The 23,586-nt window shown below is 69.8% G+C and carries 24 protein-coding genes and 1 riboswitch; of the genes, 9 read left to right on the top strand and 15 right to left on the bottom strand.

Annotation, left to right across the window (positions count from 1 at the left end; all coding sequences use genetic code 11):
- Nucleotides 1–125: 125 nt before the first annotated feature.
- Nucleotides 126–452: a DUF3618 domain-containing protein gene (locus ACIBQX_RS29665; RefSeq protein WP_397010160.1), complete on the top strand. Its 327-nt coding sequence runs from the start codon at nt 126–128 to the stop codon at nt 450–452.
- 18 nt (nt 453–470) lie between these two features.
- On the opposite strand, the gene ACIBQX_RS29660 is transcribed toward ACIBQX_RS29665, so the two are convergent.
- Entirely contained in the window at nt 471–1,664 is a 1,194-nt protein-coding gene (locus ACIBQX_RS29660; RefSeq protein WP_397010158.1) for an amino acid deaminase/aldolase, read from the bottom strand.
- 123 nt (nt 1,665–1,787) lie between these two features.
- Here ACIBQX_RS29660 and ACIBQX_RS29655 point away from each other — a divergent pair, with 123 nt between their 5' ends.
- Nucleotides 1,788–2,387 carry a DUF6286 domain-containing protein gene (locus ACIBQX_RS29655; RefSeq protein WP_397010156.1) on the top strand — a complete coding sequence of 200 codons (600 nt, stop codon included), beginning with the start codon at nt 1,788–1,790 and terminating at the stop codon, nt 2,385–2,387.
- Entirely contained in the window at nt 2,387–2,887 is a 501-nt protein-coding gene (locus ACIBQX_RS29650; RefSeq protein ID WP_397010154.1) for a hypothetical protein, read from the top strand. The genes ACIBQX_RS29655 and ACIBQX_RS29650 overlap by 1 nt, the downstream gene beginning before the upstream one ends.
- 1 nt (nt 2,888) lies before the next feature.
- Here ACIBQX_RS29650 and ACIBQX_RS29645 read toward each other — a convergent pair whose 3' ends face one another.
- From ACIBQX_RS29645 to gcvT, 5 genes are read right to left on the bottom strand one after another with little or no spacing between them, the layout of a single operon-like run.
- Nucleotides 2,889–3,134, bottom strand: coding sequence for a type II toxin-antitoxin system RelE/ParE family toxin (locus tag ACIBQX_RS29645; RefSeq protein WP_397010152.1), 246 nt, complete (start codon nt 3,132–3,134; stop codon nt 2,889–2,891).
- Nucleotides 3,131–3,448, bottom strand: a complete 318-nt coding sequence (locus ACIBQX_RS29640; protein WP_397010150.1) for a type II toxin-antitoxin system Phd/YefM family antitoxin — start codon at nt 3,446–3,448, stop codon at nt 3,131–3,133. Before ACIBQX_RS29640 ends, ACIBQX_RS29645 begins: the two co-directional genes overlap by 4 nt.
- Before the next feature lie 57 nt (nt 3,449–3,505).
- Entirely contained in the window at nt 3,506–4,882 is a 1,377-nt protein-coding gene (locus tag ACIBQX_RS29635) for an L-serine ammonia-lyase (protein ID WP_397010148.1), read from the bottom strand.
- Between the two features lie 51 nt (nt 4,883–4,933).
- Nucleotides 4,934–5,323, bottom strand: a complete 390-nt coding sequence (gcvH, locus tag ACIBQX_RS29630) for a glycine cleavage system protein GcvH (protein WP_397010146.1) — start codon at nt 5,321–5,323, stop codon at nt 4,934–4,936.
- Nucleotides 5,320–6,405 (bottom strand): glycine cleavage system aminomethyltransferase GcvT, encoded by a 1,086-nt coding sequence (gcvT, locus tag ACIBQX_RS29625; RefSeq protein WP_397010144.1) that lies wholly within the window; start codon nt 6,403–6,405, stop codon nt 5,320–5,322. Before gcvT ends, gcvH begins: the two co-directional genes overlap by 4 nt.
- A gap of 134 nt (nt 6,406–6,539) precedes the next feature.
- A riboswitch (glycine riboswitch) is annotated at nt 6,540–6,637 on the bottom strand.
- Between the two features lie 107 nt (nt 6,638–6,744).
- Here gcvT and ACIBQX_RS29620 point away from each other — a divergent pair.
- Nucleotides 6,745–7,611, top strand: a complete 867-nt coding sequence (locus tag ACIBQX_RS29620) for a hypothetical protein (protein ID WP_397010142.1) — start codon at nt 6,745–6,747, stop codon at nt 7,609–7,611.
- A 26-nt stretch (nt 7,612–7,637) separates the two neighbouring features.
- On the opposite strand, the gene ACIBQX_RS29615 is transcribed toward ACIBQX_RS29620, so the two are convergent.
- From ACIBQX_RS29615 to ACIBQX_RS29600, 4 genes are all read right to left on the bottom strand, one after another.
- Nucleotides 7,638–8,327, bottom strand: a complete 690-nt coding sequence (locus tag ACIBQX_RS29615) for a gamma-glutamyl-gamma-aminobutyrate hydrolase family protein (RefSeq protein ID WP_397010140.1) — start codon at nt 8,325–8,327, stop codon at nt 7,638–7,640.
- 10 nt (nt 8,328–8,337) lie between these two features.
- A complete protein-coding gene (locus ACIBQX_RS29610; protein ID WP_397010138.1) occupies nt 8,338–9,102 on the bottom strand; it encodes a 3-oxoacyl-ACP reductase in 765 nt (254 codons plus the stop codon).
- A 96-nt stretch (nt 9,103–9,198) separates the two neighbouring features.
- A complete protein-coding gene (locus ACIBQX_RS29605) occupies nt 9,199–10,542 on the bottom strand; it encodes an aldehyde dehydrogenase family protein (RefSeq protein WP_397010136.1) in 1,344 nt (447 codons plus the stop codon).
- 5 nt (nt 10,543–10,547) lie between these two features.
- Nucleotides 10,548–11,918, bottom strand: a complete 1,371-nt coding sequence (locus ACIBQX_RS29600; RefSeq protein ID WP_397010134.1) for a glutamine synthetase family protein — start codon at nt 11,916–11,918, stop codon at nt 10,548–10,550.
- Nucleotides 11,919–12,028: 110 nt separating this feature from the next.
- Here ACIBQX_RS29600 and ACIBQX_RS29595 point away from each other — a divergent pair, with 110 nt between their 5' ends.
- Together ACIBQX_RS29595 and ACIBQX_RS29590 are read left to right on the top strand one after the other, a co-directional pair.
- Complete coding sequence (locus ACIBQX_RS29595; protein WP_397010732.1) at nt 12,029–12,733, top strand: FadR/GntR family transcriptional regulator; 705 nt, start codon at nt 12,029–12,031, stop codon at nt 12,731–12,733.
- Nucleotides 12,734–12,826: 93 nt separating this feature from the next.
- Complete coding sequence (locus tag ACIBQX_RS29590; protein WP_397010132.1) at nt 12,827–13,588, top strand: hypothetical protein; 762 nt, start codon at nt 12,827–12,829, stop codon at nt 13,586–13,588.
- A 6-nt stretch (nt 13,589–13,594) separates the two neighbouring features.
- On the opposite strand, the gene ACIBQX_RS29585 is transcribed toward ACIBQX_RS29590, so the two are convergent.
- From ACIBQX_RS29585 to ACIBQX_RS29570, 4 genes are all read right to left on the bottom strand, one after another.
- Nucleotides 13,595–15,667: a hypothetical protein gene (locus ACIBQX_RS29585; protein ID WP_397010130.1), complete on the bottom strand. Its 2,073-nt coding sequence runs from the start codon at nt 15,665–15,667 to the stop codon at nt 13,595–13,597.
- Nucleotides 15,664–16,956: an ABC transporter substrate-binding protein gene (locus ACIBQX_RS29580; protein ID WP_397010128.1), complete on the bottom strand. Its 1,293-nt coding sequence runs from the start codon at nt 16,954–16,956 to the stop codon at nt 15,664–15,666. The genes ACIBQX_RS29585 and ACIBQX_RS29580 overlap by 4 nt, the downstream gene beginning before the upstream one ends.
- A gap of 63 nt (nt 16,957–17,019) precedes the next feature.
- Nucleotides 17,020–17,883: a carbohydrate ABC transporter permease gene (locus tag ACIBQX_RS29575; RefSeq protein ID WP_397010126.1), complete on the bottom strand. Its 864-nt coding sequence runs from the start codon at nt 17,881–17,883 to the stop codon at nt 17,020–17,022.
- Nucleotides 17,873–18,826: a carbohydrate ABC transporter permease gene (locus ACIBQX_RS29570; RefSeq protein ID WP_397010124.1), complete on the bottom strand. Its 954-nt coding sequence runs from the start codon at nt 18,824–18,826 to the stop codon at nt 17,873–17,875. Before ACIBQX_RS29570 ends, ACIBQX_RS29575 begins: the two co-directional genes overlap by 11 nt.
- A gap of 301 nt (nt 18,827–19,127) precedes the next feature.
- On the opposite strand from ACIBQX_RS29570, the gene ACIBQX_RS29565 reads away from it, so the two are divergent.
- Nucleotides 19,128–20,210, top strand: a complete 1,083-nt coding sequence (locus ACIBQX_RS29565) for a LacI family DNA-binding transcriptional regulator (protein WP_397010122.1) — start codon at nt 19,128–19,130, stop codon at nt 20,208–20,210.
- Nucleotides 20,207–21,589 (top strand): glycoside hydrolase family 5 protein, encoded by a 1,383-nt coding sequence (locus ACIBQX_RS29560; protein ID WP_397010120.1) that lies wholly within the window; start codon nt 20,207–20,209, stop codon nt 21,587–21,589. The genes ACIBQX_RS29565 and ACIBQX_RS29560 overlap by 4 nt, the downstream gene beginning before the upstream one ends.
- Here the strand turns inward: ACIBQX_RS29560 and ACIBQX_RS29555 are convergent.
- Entirely contained in the window at nt 21,580–22,584 is a 1,005-nt protein-coding gene (locus ACIBQX_RS29555) for a GlxA family transcriptional regulator (RefSeq protein ID WP_397010118.1), read from the bottom strand. The two genes, ACIBQX_RS29560 and ACIBQX_RS29555, sit on opposite strands and share 10 nt — an antisense overlap.
- A gap of 113 nt (nt 22,585–22,697) precedes the next feature.
- Between ACIBQX_RS29555 and ACIBQX_RS29550 the strand changes: the two genes are divergently transcribed.
- Entirely contained in the window at nt 22,698–23,570 is an 873-nt protein-coding gene (locus ACIBQX_RS29550; RefSeq protein WP_397010116.1) for an NAD(P)-dependent oxidoreductase, read from the top strand.
- The last annotated feature ends 16 nt before the right edge of the window (nt 23,571–23,586 follow it).

The following is a 23,586-nucleotide window of genomic DNA, read 5'->3' as shown; positions in this document are numbered from 1 at the left end:
GAAAACCTACCTGGCCGCCCGCGGTGCCGTACGTCGTGCCGACCTGACAGACTGATCACGACAACAGCGGGCAGTGCCCGCATGACGGCGCGGGCACGACCAGGAGCGCGGTCGAGAGGAGAGCCATGGCTGACACCGATCCCGACGAGTTGGAGCGGCGGATCGCGCGGACGCGAGCTGAGTTGGCGCAGACGGTCGACGCCATCGCCGACCGGGTGAGCCCCAAGCGCGTGGCCGGGCGCACGGTGGCGGATGTGCGGTCCCGGGCCGAGGGTCTGGCGATCTCGGTGAGCGACGCCCTGGGGATGAGGTCACGGCCGGTGGAGTTCGGCGACGACCCGGAGCGGCTGTGGGACGAGGAGCCGCCCAACCTGGCGCCGGTGCTGATCGGGCTGGGCGCCGTGCTGGTGGTGGGCGCGGCCATCGCGCTGTGGCGCCGCCGTCGCCGTTAGAGGGCCGTCAGAGGGCCGTCAGAGGAAGGTCCGGGCCTCGCCTCTGTAGGTGGGGACGGACTCCGTGACGGTGTCGTTCTCCACCAGGTAGAGGGTGTCGAAGCGTTCGCACAGCTCGCCCGCCTTGGCGTGCCGGAACCAGACCCGGTCCCCGACGCGGAGGTCTTCGGCGGGCCGGCCGAGCAGGGGGGTCTGCACCTCGCCCGCGCCCTCGTCCGGCGCGTAGCGCAGGCCGGCGGGAAGGTACGGCTGGGGGAGCCGGCTGGGCCCGGCGGATCCGGAGGCGAGGTAGCCGCCGCCGAGGACGGTGACCGTGCCGGGGGCGGGGCGGCGGACCACCGGCAGGGCGAACAGGGCCGCGGGCCGGCCGGTGAAGCGGCTGTAGAAGTCGAACAGGCGCGGGTGGAAGAGCCCTGATCCGGCGGCGACCTCGGTGACGGCCTTCTCGCGTACGGTGCGTTCGACGGAGCCGGTGCCGCCGCCGTTGACGAATTCGAGGTCGGCGATCTGGCGGACGGCGTTGACGATGCGGCCGCGCCGTACGATCAGCTCTCTGGCCGACAGGGCCTGCATGAGCCTGATCGCGCGGGCGCGGGCGGCGCCGGTGTGCGGGGCGTCGCCGACTCCGGCGATCTGCGCTTCGTAGGCCAGGAGCCCGACTAGGCGACACCCCGGGCGTTTGGCGATGTCGGTGGCCAGGGCCGCCGCCTGGTCGGCGTCGCGGACGGGCGAGCGAAGCGCACCCGCCCGAAATTTCCCACCAAGGGCGACAAATCCGGCGTCGATGTCGATACATATGCGGATCTCGTGGCGTGGCTGGACCCCGGCCACGGCATGGTCCATGAACGCCAGCTGCTCCGTGGAGTCCACCGACAGGGTGATCCGCCCCGCGGCCTCGGCGTTGCTCGCCAGCGTGGCCAGGGCCTCCCGGTCGACCGTCGGATAGGCCACGAGGATGTCATCGAACCCCCGCTCCGCCAGCCAGAGCGCCTCCGGCAGGGTGAAGGCCATCAGGCCACGGAAGCCGTCCATGGCCAGCACGCGTTCCAGCAGCGGCCGTGAGCGGATCGACTTGGTCGCCACCCGGATCGGCTTGCCGGCCGCGCGTCGTACCAGAGCGGCGGCGTTGGCGTGAAAGGCCTCCAGGTCGAGGATGGCGAACGGCGGCTCAAGAGCCGCGGTCGCCCTGTCGTAGCGCCGGCGGTCGTCCATGCCAGCAGCGTAGATGAATATGAGACAGATTCATATTGGCCGTCGCGCCCGTAAGGATCTAGCAAACGGGCGGCGAGGGGGCGGTCGAGTGGCCACCGGGTCCGTGTACCTCTGATCGTTGTGATGACCACGCTCCAGCAGATACTGCCCGGTGCGGCCGTCGCCGCGCAGGACACCCCGCTCCGCAGGTCCAGGCGAGCGCTCAGACCGGCACGCACCCCGGCGGCGGTGCTCGTGGCGACCCTGCTGACCGCGGGGCTCGGGTTGACCACCGTGGAGATCGTGTCGGCGCTGTTGGGCAAGCGGCTCGGCTGGGTGCCGGTCGACGAGGCCGTGGCATGGGCGTCGAAGTCCTCGTGGAGCGAGCTGTCTCCCGTCGCGCTCGCCCTGGCCGGCGTGGGCGGCATCCTGCTGCTGCTCGCGCTGGTGCCGGGCCGCTCCCGGCTGGTGCCGGTCGAGACGACCGACCCGCTCATCGTGGTCGGCATCACCCGCGTCGGTCTCCGCCGTACGCTGCGGGCCGTCGCCCAGGAGGTCGACGGCGTGCACAAAGCGCGGGTACGGCTGCGCAGACGCAGGATCGAGGTCACCGTCGTGACCGGCCCGGAGAGCTCCGGCTCGATGCTCAAGCAGGTCGGCACGGCCGTGGGTGACCGGCTGGCCGGCGTGGGCACGCTGGAGACGTGCGAGGTCGTCGTAAGGCTGCGCAGGAAGGGGCTGTGATGAGGCAGTACGCCGGCAACCGGGTCGGCCTGGCCGTGGTCGGCGCGCTGCTGCTGGGCGCCGGGACCTACGCGTGGCTACGCGGCCAGGACAAGCTGGACGGGCTGCCGCCCCGGGCCAAGGTGCTGCCGGAGCGCACCGCCCACGCCGTCGCCGAGCAGCAGTGGGCGCTGTGGGCGATCGCGCTGGCCCTGCTGGTGCTCGCGTTCGTGACCCTCCGCTGGTTGCTGCTCAGCCTGGGCTGGGGCCGCCTCGGCGCCCGCTCGGGCACCGGCACGGCGATGCTCTGCGTCGGTCTCAAGGACGTCGACGGCCTGGCCAGGGCGGCGGTCCGGGTCGTCGGCGAGGCCACCCGCCTGCGCATCAGGCTCACCTGCCCGGCGACGGCCGACGTGGGCTCGGTGGCGGCCAAACTGGACCGCGAGATCGTCAGCCGCATCAGACGCGAGGTCCGCGACGACGACCTGGCCGCCATCGTCCGCATCCACGTCCGCCGGTAGGTCAGCTGTTGGACCTGAGTACGAGAATGCGCACCTCGTCGTCGTAGATGGTGAACTTCACCGTGAGCTGCGATGTGTGAATCTCGTACGCCTCCGGGATGTGGGCATCCGAAAGCGCGTCCTTCGGCGGGATCGGGCCGGTGGCAAGGTCGGCTACCAGCGTGAGCAGCAGGCGCCGGACCCGTTCGGGTATCTGGGTGGCGATCTCGTGAGTAGGCGGTTCCCAGATGACGGCGCGCAGGGTCATGTGTGAGGTAGCCCCAAGGAGTCGGCGAGCTTGGCCTCAAGCTCTTCACGGGAACTGGCTGTGACGATGACCGTACCCTCCGGATCGGGCTCTCCGCGCTCGATCCGCGCGATTCCCTCACGGATCACCCGCCGGTCCGCCTCATCCTGAAAACGGCGAAGCTCCTCCTGCAGGTGGGCGTAGTCGTCAGCTGAGAGCAGGACGGCCTCCGGCCTGCCGTGCCGCGTGATCGTCACCGGCTTGTGAGCATGGTGGACCTGTGCGACGAGAACGCCGAGCTTCTCGCGGGCTTCCTGGAGCGCGATGATGTCCATGGCCACAGCTTAGATGAACAACCTTGAGAACTGTAAGGTTCTCGAGGTTCGTACATTTCAGCACTCGATGACGTTGACCGCTAGGCCGCCGCGGGAGGTCTCCTTGTACTTGTCGAGCATGTCCCGGCCGGTGTCGCGCATCGTCTTGATGGCCTTGTCCAGCGAGACGTGGTGGCGGCCGTCGCCGCGCAGGGCGATGCGGGCGGCGGTGATGGCCTTGATGGAGGCGACCGCGTTCCGCTCGATGCACGGGATCTGGACCAGGCCGCCGATGGGGTCGCAGGTCAGGCCGAGGTTGTGCTCGATGCCGATCTCGGCGGCGTTCTCCACCTGCTCGGGGGTGCCGCCGAGGACCTCGGTGAAGCCGGCGGAGGCCATCGAGCAGGCCGAGCCGACCTCGCCCTGGCAGCCGACCTCGGCCCCGGAGATGGAGGCGTTCTCCTTGAACAGCACGCCGATGGCGGCGGCGGTGAGCAGGAAGCGGACGATGCCGTCGTCGTCGGCGTTGGGGGTGAAGCGGGAGTAGTAGGTGAGGACGGCGGGGATGATGCCGGCGGCGCCGTTGGTGGGGGCGGTGACGATGCGGCCGCCCGCGGCGTTCTCCTCGTTGACCGCCAGGGCGAACAGGGAGACCCAGTCCATCGCCTGCAGCGGGTCCTTCTCGGCGCTCTCGCTCTGCAGGCGCCGGTGCAGGGGGTTGGCCCGGCGCTTGACCTTGAGGCCGCCGGGCAGGACACCCTCCTTGGCGATGCCCCGCCGGACGCACTCCGACATGACCTGCCACAGGTTCAGGATCTCGGCGCGGATCTGGGCCTCGGTGCGGCCGAACGCCTTCTCGTTCTCCAGCATGAGGGCGGAGATCGACAGGCCGGTGGCGGAGCAGTGCTTGAGGAGCTCTTCGGCGGTGGTGAAGGGGTAGGGCAGGACGGTGTCGTCCGGTTTGATGCGGTCGGCGCCGGTGGCCTGCTCGTCGACGACGAAGCCGCCGCCGACGGAGAAGTAGACCTTCTCGCGCAGGGTCTCGCCGTCGCCGGAGCGGGCGGTGAAGCGCATGCCGTTCGGGTGCTCGGGCAGTGAGATCTTGCGTTCGAAGATCAGGTCCTGGCCGACGACGAACGGGATCTCGTGGGTGCCGTACAGCTTGACGGTGCCGGACTCGCGCATGGCGGCCAGCCGCTCGTCGATGGTGTCGACGTCCACCAGCTCGGGCTTCTCGCCGGACAGGCCCAGCAGGACGGCCTTGTCGCTGCCGTGGCCCTTGCCGGTCAGGCCGAGTGAGCCGTACAGGATCACTTCGACGCGCGTCGTACGGTCGAGCAGCCCGTCGGCGTGCAGCCCGCGCGCGAACTTGTGGGCGGCGGCCATCGGGCCGCCGGTGTGGGAGCTCGACGGGCCGATGCCGATCTTGAACAGGTCGAAGACGCTGATCGCCATTGATGCGCCTTTCAGCAAGGCCGGGGCCCGGTGCGGGCCCCGGCGGCCGGATCAGGAATCGCCAGAGGTGAGTGCGGCGTACTCCTCGGCGGACAGCAGGTCCTCCGCGTTGCCCTCCACGCGCACGCGGAACATCCAGCCCTCGCCGTAAGGGTCGCTGTTGGCCAGCGACGGGTCCTCCACGAGGGTCTGGTTGACCTCCACCACCTCGCCGCCGACGGGGGTGAAGATCTCGCTCACCGACTTGGTCGACTCCACCTCGCCGATGGAGTCGCCCGCCTCGATGGTGGAGCCGACCTCGGGGAGCTGCACGTAGACGACGTCACCCAGGGCTTCGGCGGCGAAAGCCGTGATCCCGATGGTCGCGATGAGGCCGTCCTCGAGACCGGCCACCCACTCGTGCTCCTTGGTGTAGCTCAGGTCCTCAGGGATGTTGCTCACTTGTTCCTCCTGTAAAAGGGCAGCTCGACCCGGTCCACGGGCTCCTGGCTGCCCCGGATGTCCACGGCCAGACCTTCATTGACCCCGGTGTCGACGTAGGCCAGCGCGATGGGCTTGCCCAGGGTCTGGGATGGCGCACCACTGGTGACCTCGCCGACGACGGCACCGTCCTTGGTGACCGGGTAACCATGGCGCGGCACCCGGCGGCCTCGCGCGACCAGGCCGACGAGACGGCGCCGTGGCGGGATGTCCTTGACCGCCTCCAGCGCCGACCTGCCGACGAAGTCGCCCGGCTTGTCGAATTTCACCACTCTGCCCAGCCCCGCGTCGAACGGGGTGAGCGAGACGCCGAGCTCGTTGCCGTACAGCGGCATGCCGGCCTCCAGCCTGAGCGTGTCGCGGCTGGACAGCCCCGCGGGCCTGAGGTCGTACGGCTCGCCCGCTGCCGTCAGCGCGTGCCAGAGCGGCACGGCGTCCTGGTTGGCGATGAAGAGCTCGAAGCCGTCCTCGCCGGTGTAGCCGGTGCGGGCGATGAGCGCCTGCCGCCCGTCGACCAGCCCCGGCAGCCCGGTGTAGTACTTGAGCCCGGTCAGGTCGGCGTCCGTGAGCGTGGCGAGGATCTCCTGCGCGCGCGGACCCTGCACGGCGATCAGTGAGTACTGGTCCGAGCGATCCTCAACCACCACGTCGTACGATTTGGCGCGGGTTTTCAGCTCATTGCCGACCATTTCATAGTTCGAGGCGTTGGCCACGACCATGAACTCCTCGTCCCCGAGCCGGTAGACGATGAGGTCGTCCAGCACCCCGCCCCGCTCGTTCACGATCATGGTGTAGCGGGCCCGGCCGGGCGCCATCGCCGACAGGTGACCCACCAGCGCGAAGTCCAGCGCTTCACCCGCCTGCGGCCCGGTCAGGAAGATCTCGCCCATGTGCGAGAGATCGAACAACCCGGCCGCGTGGCGGACCGCGTTGTGCTCCGCGGACTCGCTGCCGTAACGCAACGGCATGAGCCATCCGGCGAAGTCGGTCAGCGTGGCGCCGAGAGCCTCGTGTACGTCTCTCAACGGTGTGAGTCGGGACATGTGTCGCACCTCAGGACAGGGACGGATGCACGGATCATCCTCCCCCTCTGTCGTCGTTGCCTGAGAGCTTCGCCCGGGGATTTGCCGGACTTTCACCTTCGGCGAGGCCACCAGGCCTGCTTTCCAGAGGACACCTCGTCCGTACGGTCCTTTTCCTTGAGAGGTTCGCGGGGAGGGCTTGCTCCTTCAGGGGCCCCGACCGGCTGTCAGGACGCTCTCCCGTACGGTTTCGACGGTGATGTCGGCAAGCCTAGTGGCGTCACGGGCCTGTTGTCGCGCCCGGATGCCACGGGACCGGATGACCGTGAACCCGTCCGCGTGGCCTCGCGTCGAAGGTGTATGAGATGGAATGCGGCAATTGTCGCTCTGGCCATGGCGCTGACCGCCTGCGCCGCCGAGCCCGCCGCGAGGTCGACGGCCGGTGGGACACCGACGGCCGGTGGGACATCAGGGCCGGATACGCGCTACACGGCGTCCCTTACCGTGCTGGAAGGCCAGGGGCACGGGCCGCAGTTGTGCGAGATGGTCGCCACCTCCAACCCGCCGCAGTGCGGCGGGCCCGACGTGGTGGGGTGGGATTGGGACACCGTGCCGCACGAGTCGCTGTCCGGGGTCCGGTGGGGGTGGTACGCGGTCGTGGGGACCTGGGACGGGAGCCGCCTGACGCTCACCGAGCCGCCCCGCGAACCCACGGCTCGGGATGGTGTGCCGCCCGCGTCGCGGGACGATCTGAAGAGCCCGTGCCCCGAGCCGGAGGGCGGGTGGCGCGCGGTCGAGCCGGACAGGACGACACAGAAGGCGATGGAGCGGGCGGTCGAGCGGGCCTCGGAGGTGAAGGCGTTCGCGGGCGCTTGGATAGATAGCCACTTCCCCGGCTCGCACTTCCCCACCGACTTCGACGAGCCCATGAACGTGGTGCTCAACCTCCGCTTCACCGGCGACCCCCAGAGCCGTGAGGCGTGGATCAGGGAGGTCTGGGGCGGCCCCCTCTGCCTGAGCCGGGCCGAGCGCGACCTGGGCGAGCTGACCGCGATCCAGGCTCGGGTGGCGAGCGAGAAGGGCGTGATCAGTACGTCGACCGGCGAGGCGCGGGGCGTGGTGAGAGTGCGGCTCTGGCTGGCCACCGACGAGCTGCGCGAGCGTCTGGACCGGGAGCATGGCAAGGGCGCCGTCCAGGTCGAGAGCGTGCTGTGGCCGGTCGGCTGACCGTACGAGGCGCCCACCGGTTGAGATCAGCAGGCGGCTATCAGGGCTTCGAAGAGGGCGCAGTCGGTGGCGGCTTCCGGGTGCCACTGGACGGCGACGGTGAAGGGGTGGGTGTCCAGTTCCACCGCCTCGATCGTGCCGTCGTCGGCTGTGGCGGTGGCCGTCAGGGGTGGGGCCAGGTGGTCGGCGGCCTGGTGGTGGTAGTGCGGCACGGTCACGGGGCCGTCGCCCAGGGCCTTGGCGACCCGGCTGCCGGGGGTGGGCCGGATGGGGAGGTGGCCGAACTCGCCGGGGGCGGGGGAGTGGGCGGTGTGCCCGACGACGTCCGGGAGGTGCTGGTGGAGGGTGCCGCCGAGGGCGACGTTCAGGACCTGGAGTCCGCGGCAGACGCCCAGGTAGGGGAGACCGGCGTCGAGGGCCGCGGTCATGAGCGCAAACTCCGCCTCATCCCGAAATTTCCGGACATAGCCGGTCTGGTCATGCGGCTGTTCCCCGTACCTGCCGGGGTCGATGTCGCCCCCGCCGGCCAGGATCAGCCCGTCCAGCCGCCCCACCAGTGCCGCCGGCTCGCCCGCCGGCGGCAGCACCACGGGCTGACCGCCCGCCCGCACCACCTGCTCCACATAGGTGTACGGCAGCAGCGCGACGGTCATCTCCCAGACCGTGAACCGCGCCGGCTCGACGTACGACGTGATGCCGATCAACGGCCGCTTCATCATCTTCCCCTTACAACGGTGTCACGTACGCGCCGGAGATCCCCCCGTCCACCAGGAACTCCGACGCCGTGATGAACGAGGCGTCGTCGCTGGCCAGGAAGGCCACCGCGGCCGCGATCTCCGACGCCTCGGCGAACCGGCCGACCGGCACGTGCACCAGCCGCCGCTGGGCCCGCTCGGGGTCCTTGGCGAACAACTCCCGCAGCAGCGGCGTGTTGACCGGCCCCGGGCACAGGGCGTTGACCCGGATGCCCTCGCGGGCGAACTGGACGCCGAGCTCCCTGGACATGGCCAGGACCCCGCCCTTGGAAGCGGTGTAGGAGATCTGCGAGGTGGCCGAGCCCATGACCGCGACGAACGAGGCGGTGTTGATGATGGAGCCCTTGCCCTGCCGCCGCATGTGGCCGATGGCGTGCTTGCAGCACAGGTAGACGCTGGTGAGGTTGACCTCCTGGACGCGCCGCCAGGCGTCGAGGCCGGTCTCCAGGATCGAGTCGTCGTCCGGCGGGGAGATGCCCGCGTTGTTGAAGGCGATGTCCAGGCTGCCGTAGGTGTCGAGCGCGGTGGCGTACATCCGCTCGACGTCGTCCTCGCTGGTCACGTCCGCCCTGACGAACAGCCCGCCGACCTCGGTCGCCGCCTTGGACCCGGTCTCCTCGTCGATGTCCACGCAGACGACCTTCGCGCCTTCCTGCGCGAAGCGGCGCGCGGTGGCCAGGCCGATGCCGCTGCCCGCGCCGGTGATGACGGCGACACGGTCCTGCAAACGCTGCATAGCTCCACTCCCTGTCTGATGGGTCGTCCACCGCTCCTCATTCGCCTCGCGAAGTGCCTCGTTCCCCGGCCCTTCACGCCGCTCACTGCGTCGGGTTCAGTCCCATGAGATGAACACGTTCTTGGTCTCGGTAAAGGCCGCCAGGGCGTCCGGGCCGAGTTCTCTGCCGAGTCCGGACTGCTTGAAGCCGCCGAACGGGGTCCAGTAGCGGACGGAGGAGTTGGAGTTGACCGACAGGGCGCCGGCCTCGACGGCTCTGGCCACCCGCAGGGCCCGGCCGACGTCGCGGGTCCAGATGGAGCCGCTCAGGCCGTACGGGGTGTCGTTGGCGATGCGCACCGCCTCTGCCTCGTCGGCGAACGGCACCACCGACACGACCGGGCCGAAGATCTCCTCGGTGAACGCCCGGTCGGTGACCGCCGAGGTCAGCACCGTCGGCGGGAACCAGTAGCCCTTGCCCTGCGGGCAGGCCCCTTGCAGGTACGGCGCGTCGTCGACGAAGCCGCGCACCCGATCCAGGTGCTCGGCGCTGATCAGGGGGCCCATCTCGGTGTCCGGGTCGAGGGGGTCGCCGACCCGGATGTCACGCACCGCCTCCGACAGCCGCTGGAGGAACTCGTCGTAGGCCCCGGCCTGCACGAGGATGCGGGAGCGGGCGCAGCAGTCCTGCCCGGAGTTGTCGAAGACGGCGTACGGCGCGGCCTTCGCCGCCTTCTCCAGGTCCGAGTCCGCGAAGACGATGTTCGCCGACTTGCCGCCGAGTTCGAGGGTGATCCGCTTGACCTGGGCCCCGGCCTTGGCCGCGATCTGCTTGCCCACCTCGGTCGACCCGGTGAACACGATCTTCGCGACGTCCGGATGCTCGACCAGCCGGGCTCCCGCGACCTCCCCTGCCCCGGGCAGCACCTGGAGCACCCCCTCGGGGAGGCCCGCCGCCAGGGCCAGCTCGGCCAGCCTCAGCGCGGTCAGCGGAGTCCACTCGGCGGGCTTGACGATCACCGTGTTGCCCGCCGCGAGCGCCGGCGCGACGCCCCACGACATGATCAGCATCGGGAAGTTCCACGGCACGATGACGCCCACCACGCCCAGCGGCTCCTGGAACGTCACGTCCACGCCGCCCGGCACCGGGATCTGCAGGCCGTGGTTGCGCTCCGGCGCCCCGGCGTAGAAGTGCAGGACGTCGCGTACGGCGCCCGCCTCCCAGCGGGCGTTGCCGATGGGGTGACCGGCGTTGGTCACCTCCAGCCTGGCCAGCTCCTCGCCGTGCGCGTCCACCAGGTCCGCGAAGGCGCGCAGCAGCCGCGCCCGTTGCCCCGGCGCCACGTCCCGCCAGGCAGCCTGGGCCTTCCTGGCACGCTCCACCGCCCGGTCGACCTCGGCGGCGTCGGCGAGCTCGACGTCGGCGACGACCTCTTCCGTCGCCGGATTGATGATCTTCATACGGCTCACATCCGCTCGAAGCCGCGGAACAGCTCCCAGTCCGTCACGGCAGCGTCGAAGGCCTGCAACTCGATCCTGGCGTTGTTGGCGTAGTGGGTCACGACCTCGTCGCCGAAGGACTCGCGGGCCAGCTTGGACCCCTCGAACAGCGCCAGCGCGTCGCGCAGGGTGTGCGGCACGGTCTCGGCGTCCGTGGCGTAGGCGTTGCCCGCGAACGCCTCCTCCAGCGGCAGCTCGGCGTCGATGCCGTGGAGCCCGGCCGCGATCAGGGCGGCCACCGCGAGGTAGGGGTTCACATCACCGCCGGGCACCCGGTTCTCCACCCGCAGCGATGGGCCGTGGCCGACCAGGCGCAGCGAGCAGGTGCGGTTGTCCACCCCCCACTTGACGGCCGTGGGCGCGAAGCTGCCGGGCACGAAGCGCTTGTAGGAGTTGATGTTGGGCGCGTACATCAGGGTGAGCTCGCGCATGCAGGCGAGCTGCCCGGCGATGAACCGGGCGCCCAGCTCGGACAGCCCGTGCGGCCCGTCGCCCGCCATGACGAGCTCGCCGTCCGCGCCGCGCAGCGAGATGTGGACGTGGCAGGAGTTGCCCTCGCGCTCGTTCGGCTTGGCCATGAAGGTGATCGACTTGCCCTCCTGGGCCGCGATCTCCTTGGCGCCGTTCTTGTAGATCGAGTGGTTGTCGCAGGTCCTGAGCGCCTCGTCGTAGCGGAAGGCGATCTCGTGCTGGCCCAGGTTGCACTCGCCCTTGGCGGACTCGACGTAGAGTCCCGCGCCCTCCATGTCGCGCCTGATCCGGCGCAGGAAGGGCTCGATGCGGGCCGTGCCCAGCAGGGAGTAGTCGACGTTGTAGAGGTTGGCGGGCGACATATCGCGATAACCGCGTTTCCACGCCTCTTCGTAGGTGTCCTCGTAGACCACGAACTCCAGCTCGGTGCCGACGTACGCGCGCAGTCCGCGCTCCTCCAGCCGGGCGAGCTGCCTGCGCAGGATCTGCCGCGGCGAGGCCACCACCTCGGCGCCGTCCTCCCAGGCCAGGTCGGCCATCAGCAGCGCGGTGCCCTCCTGCCAGGGCACGCGCCGCAGGGTCGACAGGTCCGGCCGCATCACGAAGTCCCCGTACCCGCGATCCCAGGACGACATCGCGTAGCCGCCGACCGTGTTCATCTCCACGTCCACCGCGAGCAGGTAGTTGCACCCCTCGGAGCCGTGGTGCAGCACCTCCTCCAGGAAGTAGCGGGCCGACAGCCGCTTGCCCTGCAGCCTGCCCTGCATGTCGGCGAGGGCGAGCAGCACGGTGTCGATCCGTCCCCGTGCCACCTCGTCCCGCAGCTCGTCGACGGTGAGGAAACCGGCGCCCGGTCGATCACTCACGTGGGTCGCTCCCATCTGGCCCGTTGATTGGGCTAGTCTCAGACCATTGATGTGCATGCTGGGATCGCTTGTCAAGACCCGAGGACACGTTGGACGAGTCGACGCGTTTGATGACGGTGTTGCGGCCGGTGCGGGCGGGCAACGCCTTCGAGGAGACCGTCGAACGGCTGCTCCAGGCGATCAAACTCGGCCTGGTCGCGCCGGGCGCGAAACTCCCCGCGGAGCGCGAGCTCGCCGTCCGGCTCGGCATCAGCAGGGTGACCCTGCGCGAGGCGATCCGCGCCCTGCAGGACGCGGGCTATCTCGATGTACGGCGCGGCCGCTACGGCGGGGCCTTCGTCACCTACGTGCCGCCCGTCCCCGGCGCGACCGATCTGCGCCAGGTCGTCGCCGACATGGGCGCGGCCGACCTGGCGGACGCCCTCACCTTCCGGATGGCCGTGGAGTGCGGAGCCGCGCAGGTGCTGGCCGCCACCGAGCTCACCGCCGAGCAGCGCGCCACCCTGCATCGCCGGCTGACCGACCTGGACGAGGCGTCCCTGGCCGACTACCGACGCCTCGACACCGCCTTCCACCTGTCCATCGCCGAGCTCACCGGCTCCTCCCTGCTGGCGGCGGCCTGCGCCGACGCACGGCTGCGGGTCAGCGACCTGCTCGACGCGATCCCCATGCTCCAGGTCAACCTCGACCACTCCGCCGCCCAGCATCGCGCCATGGTGGCGGCCATCCTCGCCGGTGACCCCGACGCCGCCCGCCGTGCGGTCGCCGAGCACCTGGAGGGCACCGCCGCGCTTCTGCGCGCGTTCCTGTCCTGAAAGCTTTGCCCGAACACGATGAGGACAGCGAGACCAGGACGGCGAGATGGGGACAAGCAGTCCGAGCGGGCTCGTAGAGTCGATGTCAAGGTCATGGAAAATTGGTTCGAGCACAGCATCATCGCCACAGGACGGCTGCCGCTGTTCTGTTTCTTCGCCGCGCTCATCGTGGCCTTCATGGCCACCCGCATCAACGTGCGGCTGATCAGGGCGAAGGTCGGCTGGTTCCGCAACGTCAACGTGGGTGAGATGCACATCCACCACGTGGTGTTCGGCGTCGTGCTCATGCTGGTCGGCGGCGTCGCCGGGCTGATCGTCTCCGGCGCCTCGCAGGAGGGCTACGCGGTCGCCGCGTCGGTCTTCGGCGTCGGGTCGGCGCTCGTGCTGGACGAGTTCGCGCTCATCCTGCACCTGCACGACGTCTACTGGGAGGAAGAGGGCCGCACCTCCGTCGACGCGGTGTTCATCGCCGTCGCCGTCACCGGGCTGCTGCTCGTCGGGCTGCGCCCGCTCACCTGGGACTACGGCACCCCCGTGAGCCCGGCCGCGCTGGTCGTGGCCAACCTCGCGCTGGCCGTCATCACGCTGCTCAAGGGCAAGATCTGGACCGGGCTGGTCGGCCTGTTCGTGCCCGTCCTGCTGCTCGTGGGCGCGGTGCGGCTGGCCAGGCCCGGCTCCCCGTGGGCGTACTGGTTCTTCGCCGACCGCTCGCCGCGCAAGATGGCCACGGCCATCCACCGGGAGGACCGGTGGCGGCGGCCGGTCATCCGAGCCAAGATCGCCTTCCAGGAGTTCCTGTCCGGCCGCCACGACCTGCCCTCCACCCGGCGTGCCCGGCTGAGGCGCGACACCTAGGGCCACTCAGGGCAGCGGCAGCAGCCCTTCGTGGCGGACCGTCCACGAGCCGTCCGTCGGGAAGCCGGGCGCCGGCCCGCTGCCGTCCCAACCGGCGGCCATCAGGGCGACCGCCGCCAGGAGCCCGCCGTTGCCGGGCAGGTAGACGGGCAGCGACGCCGTCTGCCTGTTGTGCCCGTTGGGCAGGTAGGTGTTCTTGGCGGTGGGCATCAGCAGGGCCGCCAGCGCGGTCTCCGGCTCGCCCAGCCGGGTCGCCGTCATCGCGATGGCCGGGTAGTCCCAGCCCCACGTCGTCTCCCACGGCCAGGTCGCCATCACGTGCCGCAGCGTCGCGCGCATCGTCTCCGGTTCGATCAGGTCGGTGGGAGGGACGACGCCCAGCGCGTACAGCATGGACGGATGGTCGTCCGGCACGGTGTACGGCGGGGCGTCCATCGCGGCGTAGACCCCGTCGCGGACCAGCGGCCTGGACAGGCCGGCGGCCACCTCCGACCAGGACGGCTCGGGTTCGAGCCCGAGCAGCCGCCGCCACTCCTGGGCGACCTCCAGCGCCCACGCCCAGTAGGCCAGCTCGAACGTCGGGTTCGCCGCGTTCGCCCGGACCTCGGCGTACGACTCCTGCGCCGGCACCAGCGGCGGCCCGAGCGTGTGACCGCCGGGCCCCTTGACCGGGAAGGCCGCCATGAAGGCGGCGGTGTCCATGACGATGCCCGCGTACCGGGTCAGCGCCTCGCGGGAGCCGGTCGAGCGGCGTACCAGCTCGGCCAGGAAGATCGGGTGCGGCTGCTGCCACACCAGGAACGGCCCGATCGGGCTCGGGCTCTCCCGGCCGTCGGGCGCGACCTGCTTGGGCCAGCGCGCGCCCGGCAGTCCCTGCCGCGCCGCGGTCTCACGGGCCCGTCCCAGGATGGCGTCGTACCAGCCGAGGCTGCGTTCGAGCAGCTCGGCGCGCCCCCACAGCGGGAAGTGCGCGCCGTGCCACCAGTGCATCTCCAGGTGGAAGCGGCCCCGCCAGCTGTTGGTCATCAGGCCGGTCTCCTGCGGCGGGGTGGAGCCCGCGCAGTGGATCGCCGTGAGGTACTGCGACAGCACGACGCGGCGCTCCAGCTCCGGTGCGCGCTCGTCCTGGCTGCCGGACAGGTCCAGCGCGCCGCCGGTGCTCCAGAAGCGCGCCCAGTGCCGCTCGGACGCCTCCAGCACGCGCTCGTACGCGGGCAGGTCGGCGGGCGGCTCGGGCCCGAAGGCCACCACCAGCTCGACGACCGGCTGACGCGAGGTGATCAGGAACTCGTGCGGCCCTTCCGCGCGCACCTGCGCGCCGTCCGGCAGCACGACCGCCACGCCGTACCGCGTGTCGTCGAGCACCCGCTCGACGGCGAATCCGCCGGGCGTCTCCCGCAGCGCCGACGTGTGGGCTTCCGGCCGCGACCAGTCCGCCGCGTTGCCCCACGCCTGCGACCCGTAGGGAAAGGCCAGGCGTACGGCCAGCCCCTCGGTGAGCAGCCGGGACGCCACCCGCACGGCCAGGATGTCGCGCTCCGGATGGCAGGCGGTGGTGACCTGGACCGGGGTGCCCCCCAGCCGGTGCTCGCCGGTGATGACCCCGGTCCACAGGTCCAGCCGCTGGCGGGCGTCGCTCACGTCGGCGGGCTCCAGCGGCGCCTCGCCCGGCCGGGCCAGGCCGATCCTGGCCAGGTCCAGCCGGTGCGGGTTGTTGCGCAGCCACGCCTCCGCGGCCGAGGCGGGGTTCTCGCCCGTGCCGCTCAGGTCGCCGCGCATGTCCACGTACGGGACCGGTCCCCGGGGGGTGTCGTACGTGGTCATGGTGTCCGCCAGGTCGTACGAGCCGGGGACGCTGTGCCAGCCCCATGAGGACAGTGTGCCCAGCAGCGTTCCCGGCCCGTTCCCGGTGCGGTCCTCGACCGGGTAGGAGTCCGGGAAGGTCTGCAACCCGGTGACGTCGACGGTGAAGCAGAACTCGCCGTTGCCCACGGACAGCGGCGACTCCGCCACGATCTCCGTCACCTCGACCGCGTGCCGGCCGACGAGCGCACGCCTGTCGATCCCGGTGCCCGTCACTGCTGGATCGCCGTCCCCACCTGCTTGATGAAGTCGGCTGCTGCCTCAGCCGGCTTCGAGCGGTCGAACAGCACCTCCGCGTTGATCCGGTCAAGGATGTCCGGCGTGTCCGTGGAGCCTGTCGGGCCGATCACCAGCGCCGGGCCGGCCTTCGGGGTCACCTCGTCGATGAACTTCGCCTGAACGACCTCGTCCTCACTGAGTGAGCTCTCGATGGCCTTGCGGACGTCGGAGTTCGCCGAGATGCCGCGGTCGGCGAGGATGATCTTCCCTGCCTCGGGGCTGTTGACCAGGAAGTCCACGAGCTTGGCGGCCTCCTGCGGGTGCTCGCTCTTGGCGTTGACGGTGTAGAGCTGGGAGGCCTGCAGCCACATGCCGGGCTGTGTGGCACCGCTCTCGCCCGGCACCCGCATGAGCTCCAGCGGGTGCCCGGACGCCTTGCGCAGGGCGGTGAGCTGGTTGCTCCACTCGAACTGCATCCCGGCCAGGCCACGGCCGATCAGTGACTGCTCGGGCGCGGGCTGGGTGATGAGCTCGGCGGTCTGCGAGGCCGGCGGGGTGGCCCCGGCGTCACGCAGTTCGAGGGTCATGTTCCACCAGTCGACGAGGGTCTTCTCGCTGATGCCCACCTTGCCGTCGGCCGTGTAGAGGGCCTCGCCCCGCTGCCGCGAGAAGATGTCCAGCATGTCGGTCTTGGTGGGGTCGGCCAGGCCGAAGGTGCCCTTCGGGGACTTCTCCGCGATCTCCTTGGCGATCCGCTTGAAGTCGTCCCACGTCCAGGTCTCGTCGTCCGGCAGCGGCACGCCGGCCGCCTTGAACACCTCGGGGTCGACCACGAGGGCCACCGTGTTGACGCCGGTCGGGACGCCGTACTGGACGTTGTTGAACTTGCCGTTGTCCAGTGCGGCGGCGCCGATCTTGTCCGTTTTCAGCACGCCGCTGACCGTGGACAGGTCGAGCAGCGCGCCGCGGTCACCGTACTCGCGCGGGTAGGCGCCGCCGAGGGTGATGACGTCGGGGGCGCCGCCCGCCGCGACCTCGGTGGCCAGGCGGTCGAAGTAGGAGTTGAAGTCGGTGAACGAGCCCTTGATCTTGATCTTCGGGTTCTGCTTCTGGAAGGCGTCGATGACCTTCTGCGTGGCGGCGGCCCGGTCGTTGTTGCCCCACCAGCTGAACTTCAGCTCGATGGTGCCGTCCGCGCTCTCGCTCGCGCCGCCGCAGCCGGCGGTCGCTAAGAGCGCGGTGGTGAGGCAGAGCGCCGCCAGGCGGCGGGATGTGGACATTCTCATGGGTCTCTCTCCCGATGGTTTAAAACGATTTAATGGACCGTACGTGAAACTCTGCTGGGGCGTTTACTTGAATCCCGTGGTCGACAGGCCCTGCGTCAGGTAGCGCTGGCCGGCCAGGAAGAAACCGAAGATCGGCACCAGACCCACGATCGACATCGCGAAGAGCTGACCCCACGCCGTCTCGCCCTGACCGTCCATGAAGGAGCGCAGTGCGACCGGCATGGTCCACAGGTCCGGATCGGTGAGGAAGATGAGCTGGCTGAAGAAGTCGTTCCAGGTCCAGATGAACGTGAACAGCGCCGAGGTGGCGAGTGCCGGCACCGACAGCGGCATGATGATCCGCCAGTAGATCCGGATGTGCCCGCACCCGTCGAGGCGGGCGGCCTCGTCGAGTTCCCGGGGCAGGCCCCGGATGAACTGCACCATCAAGAAGATGAAGAACGCGTCATGGGCCAGGAACTTCGGCACGATGAGCGGCAGGTTGGTGTTGATCCAGTCAAGCTGGGAGAACAGCACGTACTGCGGGACGATCAGCACATGGATCGGCAGCATCAGCGTCGCCAGCATCGCGGCGAAGAAGAAGTTCCTGCCCCGGAACTTCATCCGGGCGAAGGCGTAGGCGGCGAGCGAGCACGAGAGCAGGTTGCCGATGACCGCGAAGATCGCGATCACCGCCGAGTTCCACAGGTAGTAGTGGAAGGGGTGGCTCAGCGCCGTCCAGCCCCGGAAGTAGTTGCTGAAGTCCAGCTCGGTGGGCCAGATCGACGGGTCGCGAAAGATGATCTCGTTGGGCTTGATCGAGCTCGACACCATCCACAGCAGCGGATAGAGCATGACCACGCCGCAGATGATCAGCAGCGCGTGCTTCGACAGCCGCCGCGTCCGGCTGCCCTCGCCTTGCCGCGCGCCTCTCACGTCAGTTGCCATAGAACACCCACCGCTTGGCCAGAAGGAAGTTGAGCCCGGTCAGCGCGGCGATGATGAGCAGCAGTGTCCATGCCATCGCGGAGGCGTAGCCCATGTCGAAGGAGCCGAAGCCGCGCTGGTAGAGATAGAGCGTGTAGAGCAGGGTCGCGTCGGATGGACCGCCCTGCCCGCCGCTGACCACGAACGCCTGGGTGAAGCTCTGGAACGCGCCGATCATCTGCAGCACGAGGTTGAAGAAGATGATCGGGGTCAGCAGCGGCATCGTGATGTGGAAGAACCTCGCCACCGTGCCGGCCCCGTCGACCTGCGCCGCCTCGTAGTAGGAGACCGGGATCTGCCGCAGGCCCGCAAGGAAGATCACCATCGGCGCGCCGAAGGTCCAGGCGTTCAGCACCACCAGCGTGCCCAGGGCGTAGTCCGGGTGGGCCACCCAGCTCACGCCCTCGATGCCGGCCATGGCCAGGAACTGGTTGATCAGTCCTTCCTTGCCGAAGATCTGCCGCCACAGGATCGCGATGGAGACGCTGCCCGCCAGCAGCGAAGGCAGATAGTAGACCGACCGGTAGAAGCTCAGGCCGCGCACGCCCCGGTTGAGCAGGAGCGCCAGTGCCAGGGCCAGGATCAGCTGGATGGGCACCGACACGAACACGTAGAGGAACGTCACCCCCAGCGACTTGTGCAGCCGGGGATCCTCCAGCATCTGCTGGTAATTCGCCAGGCCCAGCCATTCCGGCGGCTTGAGCAGCGTGTATTCGGTGAACGAGAGATAGAGCGAGGCCAGGATCGGTCCAATGGTGAAGACCACCATGCCGATGAACCACGGCGTCAGGAAGAGATAACCGATCCGGTCCTCGCGAGGACCTCTCGGAGCCAGGAAGCGCCGCAAACGGTTGTTTTGCTGTAACGGCGACGCAGGTGCGAGTGCACCCGTTTGTTCGCTCATCTATCACCCTTCGCCAGGTCGCGCAGGGGGAAATGCGCGGGTGGGAGTGGGCGGGCCGGCTTGCAACCCGGCCCGCGAGTAACCAGTTTCTAACAGAGCCGTCATTGGCTGTCAACGATCGGTGAACACTGCCTTGAGCTGGACAAACATCGGATGGAAGTTTTTTGCGAGGGGGTACGGCAACCGGTTGCAATCGCGTGCGGAAACCGGTATCTTGCGGCGGTGCCCGGTTCGGGCGCGCCGGTCCTGACCCGACGATTTAATGCATGCAGTGAAGCTTGAGCATGCGGGGAGAGCGGACATGAGCGCGCGTGATCACAGCAGGGACGAGCCGGAGCAGCCCGTCCGACCCCCCGGCAAGCGCGGGCCCCGGCCCTGCGGCACGGCGACCATCAGCCGCGTCGCCGAGGCCGCCGGCGTCTCGCGGGCGACCGTCTCCCGGGTCATGAACGGCTCACCCACCGTCGACCCGGAGCTCGCCGCACGGGTGCGGGCCGCCGCCAAGAAGCTCGAGTACGAGCCGAGCCTGGTCGCCCGCAGCCTCGCGCTCGGCCGCACCAGCACCATCGCGCTCATCGTCCCCGACCTGGCCAACCCGCTGTTCCAGGGCATCCTGCGCGGGCTCAGCAAGGCAGCCGGAGAGGTGGGCCGCCGCCTGCTGGTCGCCGAGTCCAAGGAGGACGCGGAGGAGGAGATCATCCTCGCGGTGGAGGCCCGGCGTCGATCCGACGGCCTCGTCCTCGCCTCACCCCGGTCGACCGACGAACGACTCCGCGCGCTCGGCGACCGGCTCGCCCCGCTCGTGCTGCTCCACCGGGAGATCCCCGGCTCCACCCTGCCGTCGCTGTCCATCGACAACGCGGCCGGCATCGCGGAGATCATGACCCATCTCACCGGCCTCGGCCACCGCCACCTGGTCTACCTCGCCGGCCCCGAGGCCAGCGCGTCCAACCGCGACCGGCGCGCCGCGCTGCGCGCCATCGTGGCCGCCACGCCCGGCCTCGCCCTGACCGAGCTCGACTGCGGCGCCATGTTCGACGACGGCCACGCCGTGGCCCGCGAAGTGGTGGCGTGCCGCGCGACCGGCGTCATCGCGTTCAACGACATGGTCGCCTTCGGCGCGCTGAGCGGCCTGCACGAGCTCGGCGTCGCCGTCCCCGGCGACCTGTCGCTCACCGGGTTCGACGACATCCCCTTCGCCCGCTACACCACACCACCGCTGACCACGGCCTCCATCCCGAAGAACGAGCTGGGCAAGCAGGCCTGGGACAAGCTGTGGTCGCTGATGAACGGTGACACCGGCGGGCACAACGTCCGCTTCCAGCCGCGCCTGCTCGTCCGGGAGAGCACCGGGCCCTACCACCCCCTGAGGAGAACACCATGAAATGGATCAGCGTCCGCGGTGACCGCCTGGTCGACGACACCGGCCACCCCGTCACGCTGGCCGGCGTCGGGCTCGGCGGCTGGATGAACATGGAGAACTTCATCACCGGCTACCCGGCGACGGAGTCGCTCCAGCGTGCCGCGCTGCGCAAGGCGCTGGGGGAGGAGGGCTACACCAGGTTCTTCGACCGCTTCCTCACCGACTTCTTCGACGTCGAGGACGCGCGCTATCTGGCGTCCCTGGGCCTCAATTCCGTACGGATCCCCTTCAACTACCGCCACTTCGAGGACGACGACCGGCCGTTCGAGCTCAAGGAGGAGGGGTTCGCCCTCCTCGACCGCGTCATCCGCCTGTGCGCCGACGCCGGCCTGCACACCATCCTCGACCTGCACGCGCTGCCCGGCCGGCAGAACCAGCACTGGCACAGCGACAACCCGACGCACTGGGCCGACTTCTGGAACCAGCGGCAGTTCCAGGACCGGGTCGTGCACCTGTGGGAGGCCCTCGCCGACCGCTACAAGGACGAGCCCGCGGTCGCCGGGTACAACCCCGTCAACGAGCCCGGCGACGCCTCGGGCGAGGTCATCGGACCTTTCTACGAGCGGCTGGAGAAGGCGGTGCGGGCCATCGACCCGCGCCACGTCCTCTTCCTGGACGGGAACCGCTACTCCTCCGACTTCTCCGTCTTCGACGAGCCGTTCGCCAACACCGTCTACACCGCCCACGACTACGCCCTGCCCGGCATCGCCGCGGGCAGCACCTACCCGGGCACCACCCGCGGCGAGTACTTCGACCGATCGGTGGTGGAACAGACCTTCCTGCGGCGTACGGAGTTCATGCGCCGCACCGGGACGCCCATCTGGATCGGCGAGTTCGGCCCCGTCTACGACGGCGACCCCGAGCGTGACCGGTCGCGACTCCAGCTCCTGCGCGACCAGCTGGACATCTACCGGGAGCACGGGGCGAGCTGGGCGCTGTGGACGTACAAGGACATCGGCCTGCAGGGCCTCACCTACGCTCGCGCGGACAGCGCCTACCTCCAGCGGATCGCACCCGTCCTGGAGAAGAAGGCCAGGCTCGGCTCCGACTCCTGGGGCGGGAACGACCGGCAGATCCGTCACATCCTGGACCCGATCGAGGAGCTCTTCGACAAGGAGTTCCCCGACTTCGAGCCGTTCCCGTGGGGGCGGCGGTCCTACATCCAGACGCTGGTGCGCAACATCCTGCTGGCCGAGCCGATGGTGGGGGAGTTCGGGCGGTGCTTCGACGGGGTGACCCCGGCGCAGGCCGAAGAGCTGGCGAGCTGCTTCGCCCTGGCCGCGTGCGAGCGCCGCGAACCCCTCGCCGAGGTCCTGCGCGCCCACCAGAATCAGGTCTGAACCGGCTCCCGCTTCACGCCGCCCTCGAAGGCGCGGCGATAGTCGGTGGGCGTGACCCCTACGTGGAGCGCGAAGTGGCGGCGCAGATTGGCCGCCGTGCCGAGCCCGCTGTGCCGGCTGACTTGCTCGATGGGCAGCTGCGTCGACTCCAGCAACGACTGCGCGTGGGCGAGACGCTGATTGAGCAGCCACTGCAGCGGGGTGGTGCCCGTCACGGACTGCACCTGGCGGAAGAAGGTACGCGGACTCATCCCCGCCCTGCGGGCCAGGTCGTTGACCGACAGCGGTAGATGGAGGTGCTCGGTGGCCCACTGGAGCACGGGGGCGAGGCTTTCGTCGTCGGTCACGGGCACGGACAGGTCGATGAACTGGGCCTGGCCACCCGCCCTGTGCGTGGGCACCACCATGCGGCGGGCCAGGGCGTTGGCGACGTGCGCGCCCAGGTCCTGCCGTACGAGGTGAAGGCACAGGTCGAGCCCGGCCGTCATGCCGGCGCTGGTGAGCACGTCGCCGTCGTCGATGTACAGCACCGAGTCGTCGATCTCGACCTTGGGAAAGCGCCTGGCCAGGTCCTCGGTGTGCATCCAGTGAGCGGTGGCCCTGCGGCCGTCGAGTAGCCCGGCCTCGGCGAGCGCGAAGGCGCCCATGCACAGAGAGACCATGCGCGCGCCGGACTCCGCCGCTCGCCGCAGCCCCTTGATCAGGTCGGGATCGACGGGCATGCCCTCAGTGAAGACCGCCTCCGGCACGGATGGCACGATGACGGTGTCGGCCCTGGCCAAGGCGTCGAAATCGTGATCGCAGCGCAGGGAGAAGCCGCGCGCGGGCCCCGTCTCCACGGTTTTCTGCCCGCACAACCACAGGTCGTACCACGGGTCTGCCAGGTCGGGCTGCGGCCTGCCGAAGACGGCGTAGGCGATGCCGAGCTCGTACAGGTCCCACGGGTGCATGTCGGTCTCTTCGGTCACCACGAGGGCGACGGATCCGGCGCTCATGGGACGGAAGCCTATGGCAGCAATTTTGCGAAGATAGTCGGTCCTGCCACTGTTGACGGCGTCTGCGCAGGTGAGAACGTGATCTCCGGACCCGAAACGAAGGAGAAAGCACTGTGCGTACGACCGATGTGACAGTTCTCGGCCTTGGCCTCATGGGCACCGCGGTGGCCGCGGCGTTTCTGAACGACGGCCACTCCACCACGGTGTGGAACCGGTCAGCGGGCAAGGCGGGCGCGCTTGTGACGAAGGGCGCCGTCCTGGCGCCCTCCGCCCGCGAGGCGGTCCAGGCCGGCCCGCTCGTGGTCGTCGTCCTGACCGACACCGCCGCCGTGCGGGAGCTGCTCGAACCGCTGGCCGACGTGCTGGCCGGACGGATGGTGGTGAACCTCACCTCGGGCAGCTCCGACCAGGCCCGCGAGACCGCCGCGTGGGCGCAGGCCCAGGGGATCGGCTACCTCGACGGCGCGATCATGGCGATCCCGCAGGTCGTCGGTACCGCCGACGCCTTTCTGCTCTACAGCGGCCCGAAGGCCGCCTACGACGAGCATGAGAAGACGCTGCGGAGCCTCGGCGCCGGCACCACCCATCTCGGCGCCGACCACGGCCTCGCCTCGCTGTACGACGTGGCGCTGCTCGGCCTGATGTGGGGCACGCTCAACAGCTTCCTGCACGGCGCGGCCCTGCTCGGCACCGCCAAGGTCGACGCCACCACGTTCGCGCCGTTCGCCAACAAGTGGCTCGGGGCCGTGACGGGCTTCGTGTCCGCCTACGCGCAGCAGATCGACCAGGGCGCTTACCCGGCCTTGGACGCCGCCATCGACACCCACGTGGCGACCATCGACCACCTCATCCACGAGAGCGAGGCCACCGGCGTCGACACCAGCCTGCCGAGGTTCGTCAAGTCCCTGACCGACCGGGCCCAGGCAGCGGGACAGGGCGGGCTCGGCTACGCCGCCATGATCGACCAGTTCCGCCACGATCACTGAAGCTCGCAGCCACGGA

The sequence above is a fragment of the Nonomuraea sp. NPDC049714 genome, assembly GCF_044465295.1.
Classification (GTDB): domain Bacteria; phylum Actinomycetota; class Actinomycetes; order Streptosporangiales; family Streptosporangiaceae; genus Nonomuraea.
Note: the sequence above shows the minus strand (reverse complement) of the source record. Positions and strands in the feature narration are given on the sequence as shown.

Bases quoted from the DNA above. Each gene is read 5' to 3' on its own strand.
- ACIBQX_RS29665 (WP_397010160.1), top strand. From the start codon at position 126: ATGGCTGACACCGATCCCGACGAGTTGGAGCGGCGGATCGCGCGGACG.
- ACIBQX_RS29660 (WP_397010158.1), bottom strand. From the start codon at position 1,664: ATGGACGACCGCCGGCGCTACGACAGGGCGACCGCGGCTCTTGAGCCG.
- ACIBQX_RS29655 (WP_397010156.1), top strand. From the start codon at position 1,788: ATGACCACGCTCCAGCAGATACTGCCCGGTGCGGCCGTCGCCGCGCAG.
- ACIBQX_RS29650 (WP_397010154.1), top strand. From the start codon at position 2,387: ATGAGGCAGTACGCCGGCAACCGGGTCGGCCTGGCCGTGGTCGGCGCG.
- ACIBQX_RS29645 (WP_397010152.1), bottom strand. From the start codon at position 3,134: ATGACCCTGCGCGCCGTCATCTGGGAACCGCCTACTCACGAGATCGCC.
- ACIBQX_RS29640 (WP_397010150.1), bottom strand. From the start codon at position 3,448: ATGGACATCATCGCGCTCCAGGAAGCCCGCGAGAAGCTCGGCGTTCTC.
- ACIBQX_RS29635 (WP_397010148.1), bottom strand. From the start codon at position 4,882: ATGGCGATCAGCGTCTTCGACCTGTTCAAGATCGGCATCGGCCCGTCG.
- gcvT (WP_397010144.1), bottom strand. From the start codon at position 6,405: ATGTCCCGACTCACACCGTTGAGAGACGTACACGAGGCTCTCGGCGCC.
- ACIBQX_RS29620 (WP_397010142.1), top strand. From the start codon at position 6,745: ATGAGATGGAATGCGGCAATTGTCGCTCTGGCCATGGCGCTGACCGCC.
- ACIBQX_RS29615 (WP_397010140.1), bottom strand. From the start codon at position 8,327: ATGAAGCGGCCGTTGATCGGCATCACGTCGTACGTCGAGCCGGCGCGG.
- ACIBQX_RS29610 (WP_397010138.1), bottom strand. From the start codon at position 9,102: ATGCAGCGTTTGCAGGACCGTGTCGCCGTCATCACCGGCGCGGGCAGC.
- ACIBQX_RS29605 (WP_397010136.1), bottom strand. From the start codon at position 10,542: ATGAAGATCATCAATCCGGCGACGGAAGAGGTCGTCGCCGACGTCGAG.
- ACIBQX_RS29595 (WP_397010732.1), top strand. From the start codon at position 12,029: ATGACGGTGTTGCGGCCGGTGCGGGCGGGCAACGCCTTCGAGGAGACC.
- ACIBQX_RS29590 (WP_397010132.1), top strand. From the start codon at position 12,827: ATGGAAAATTGGTTCGAGCACAGCATCATCGCCACAGGACGGCTGCCG.
- ACIBQX_RS29580 (WP_397010128.1), bottom strand. From the start codon at position 16,956: ATGAGAATGTCCACATCCCGCCGCCTGGCGGCGCTCTGCCTCACCACC.
- ACIBQX_RS29575 (WP_397010126.1), bottom strand. From the start codon at position 17,883: ATGGCAACTGACGTGAGAGGCGCGCGGCAAGGCGAGGGCAGCCGGACG.
- ACIBQX_RS29570 (WP_397010124.1), bottom strand. From the start codon at position 18,826: ATGAGCGAACAAACGGGTGCACTCGCACCTGCGTCGCCGTTACAGCAA.
- ACIBQX_RS29565 (WP_397010122.1), top strand. From the start codon at position 19,128: ATGAGCGCGCGTGATCACAGCAGGGACGAGCCGGAGCAGCCCGTCCGA.
- ACIBQX_RS29560 (WP_397010120.1), top strand. From the start codon at position 20,207: ATGAAATGGATCAGCGTCCGCGGTGACCGCCTGGTCGACGACACCGGC.
- ACIBQX_RS29555 (WP_397010118.1), bottom strand. From the start codon at position 22,584: ATGAGCGCCGGATCCGTCGCCCTCGTGGTGACCGAAGAGACCGACATG.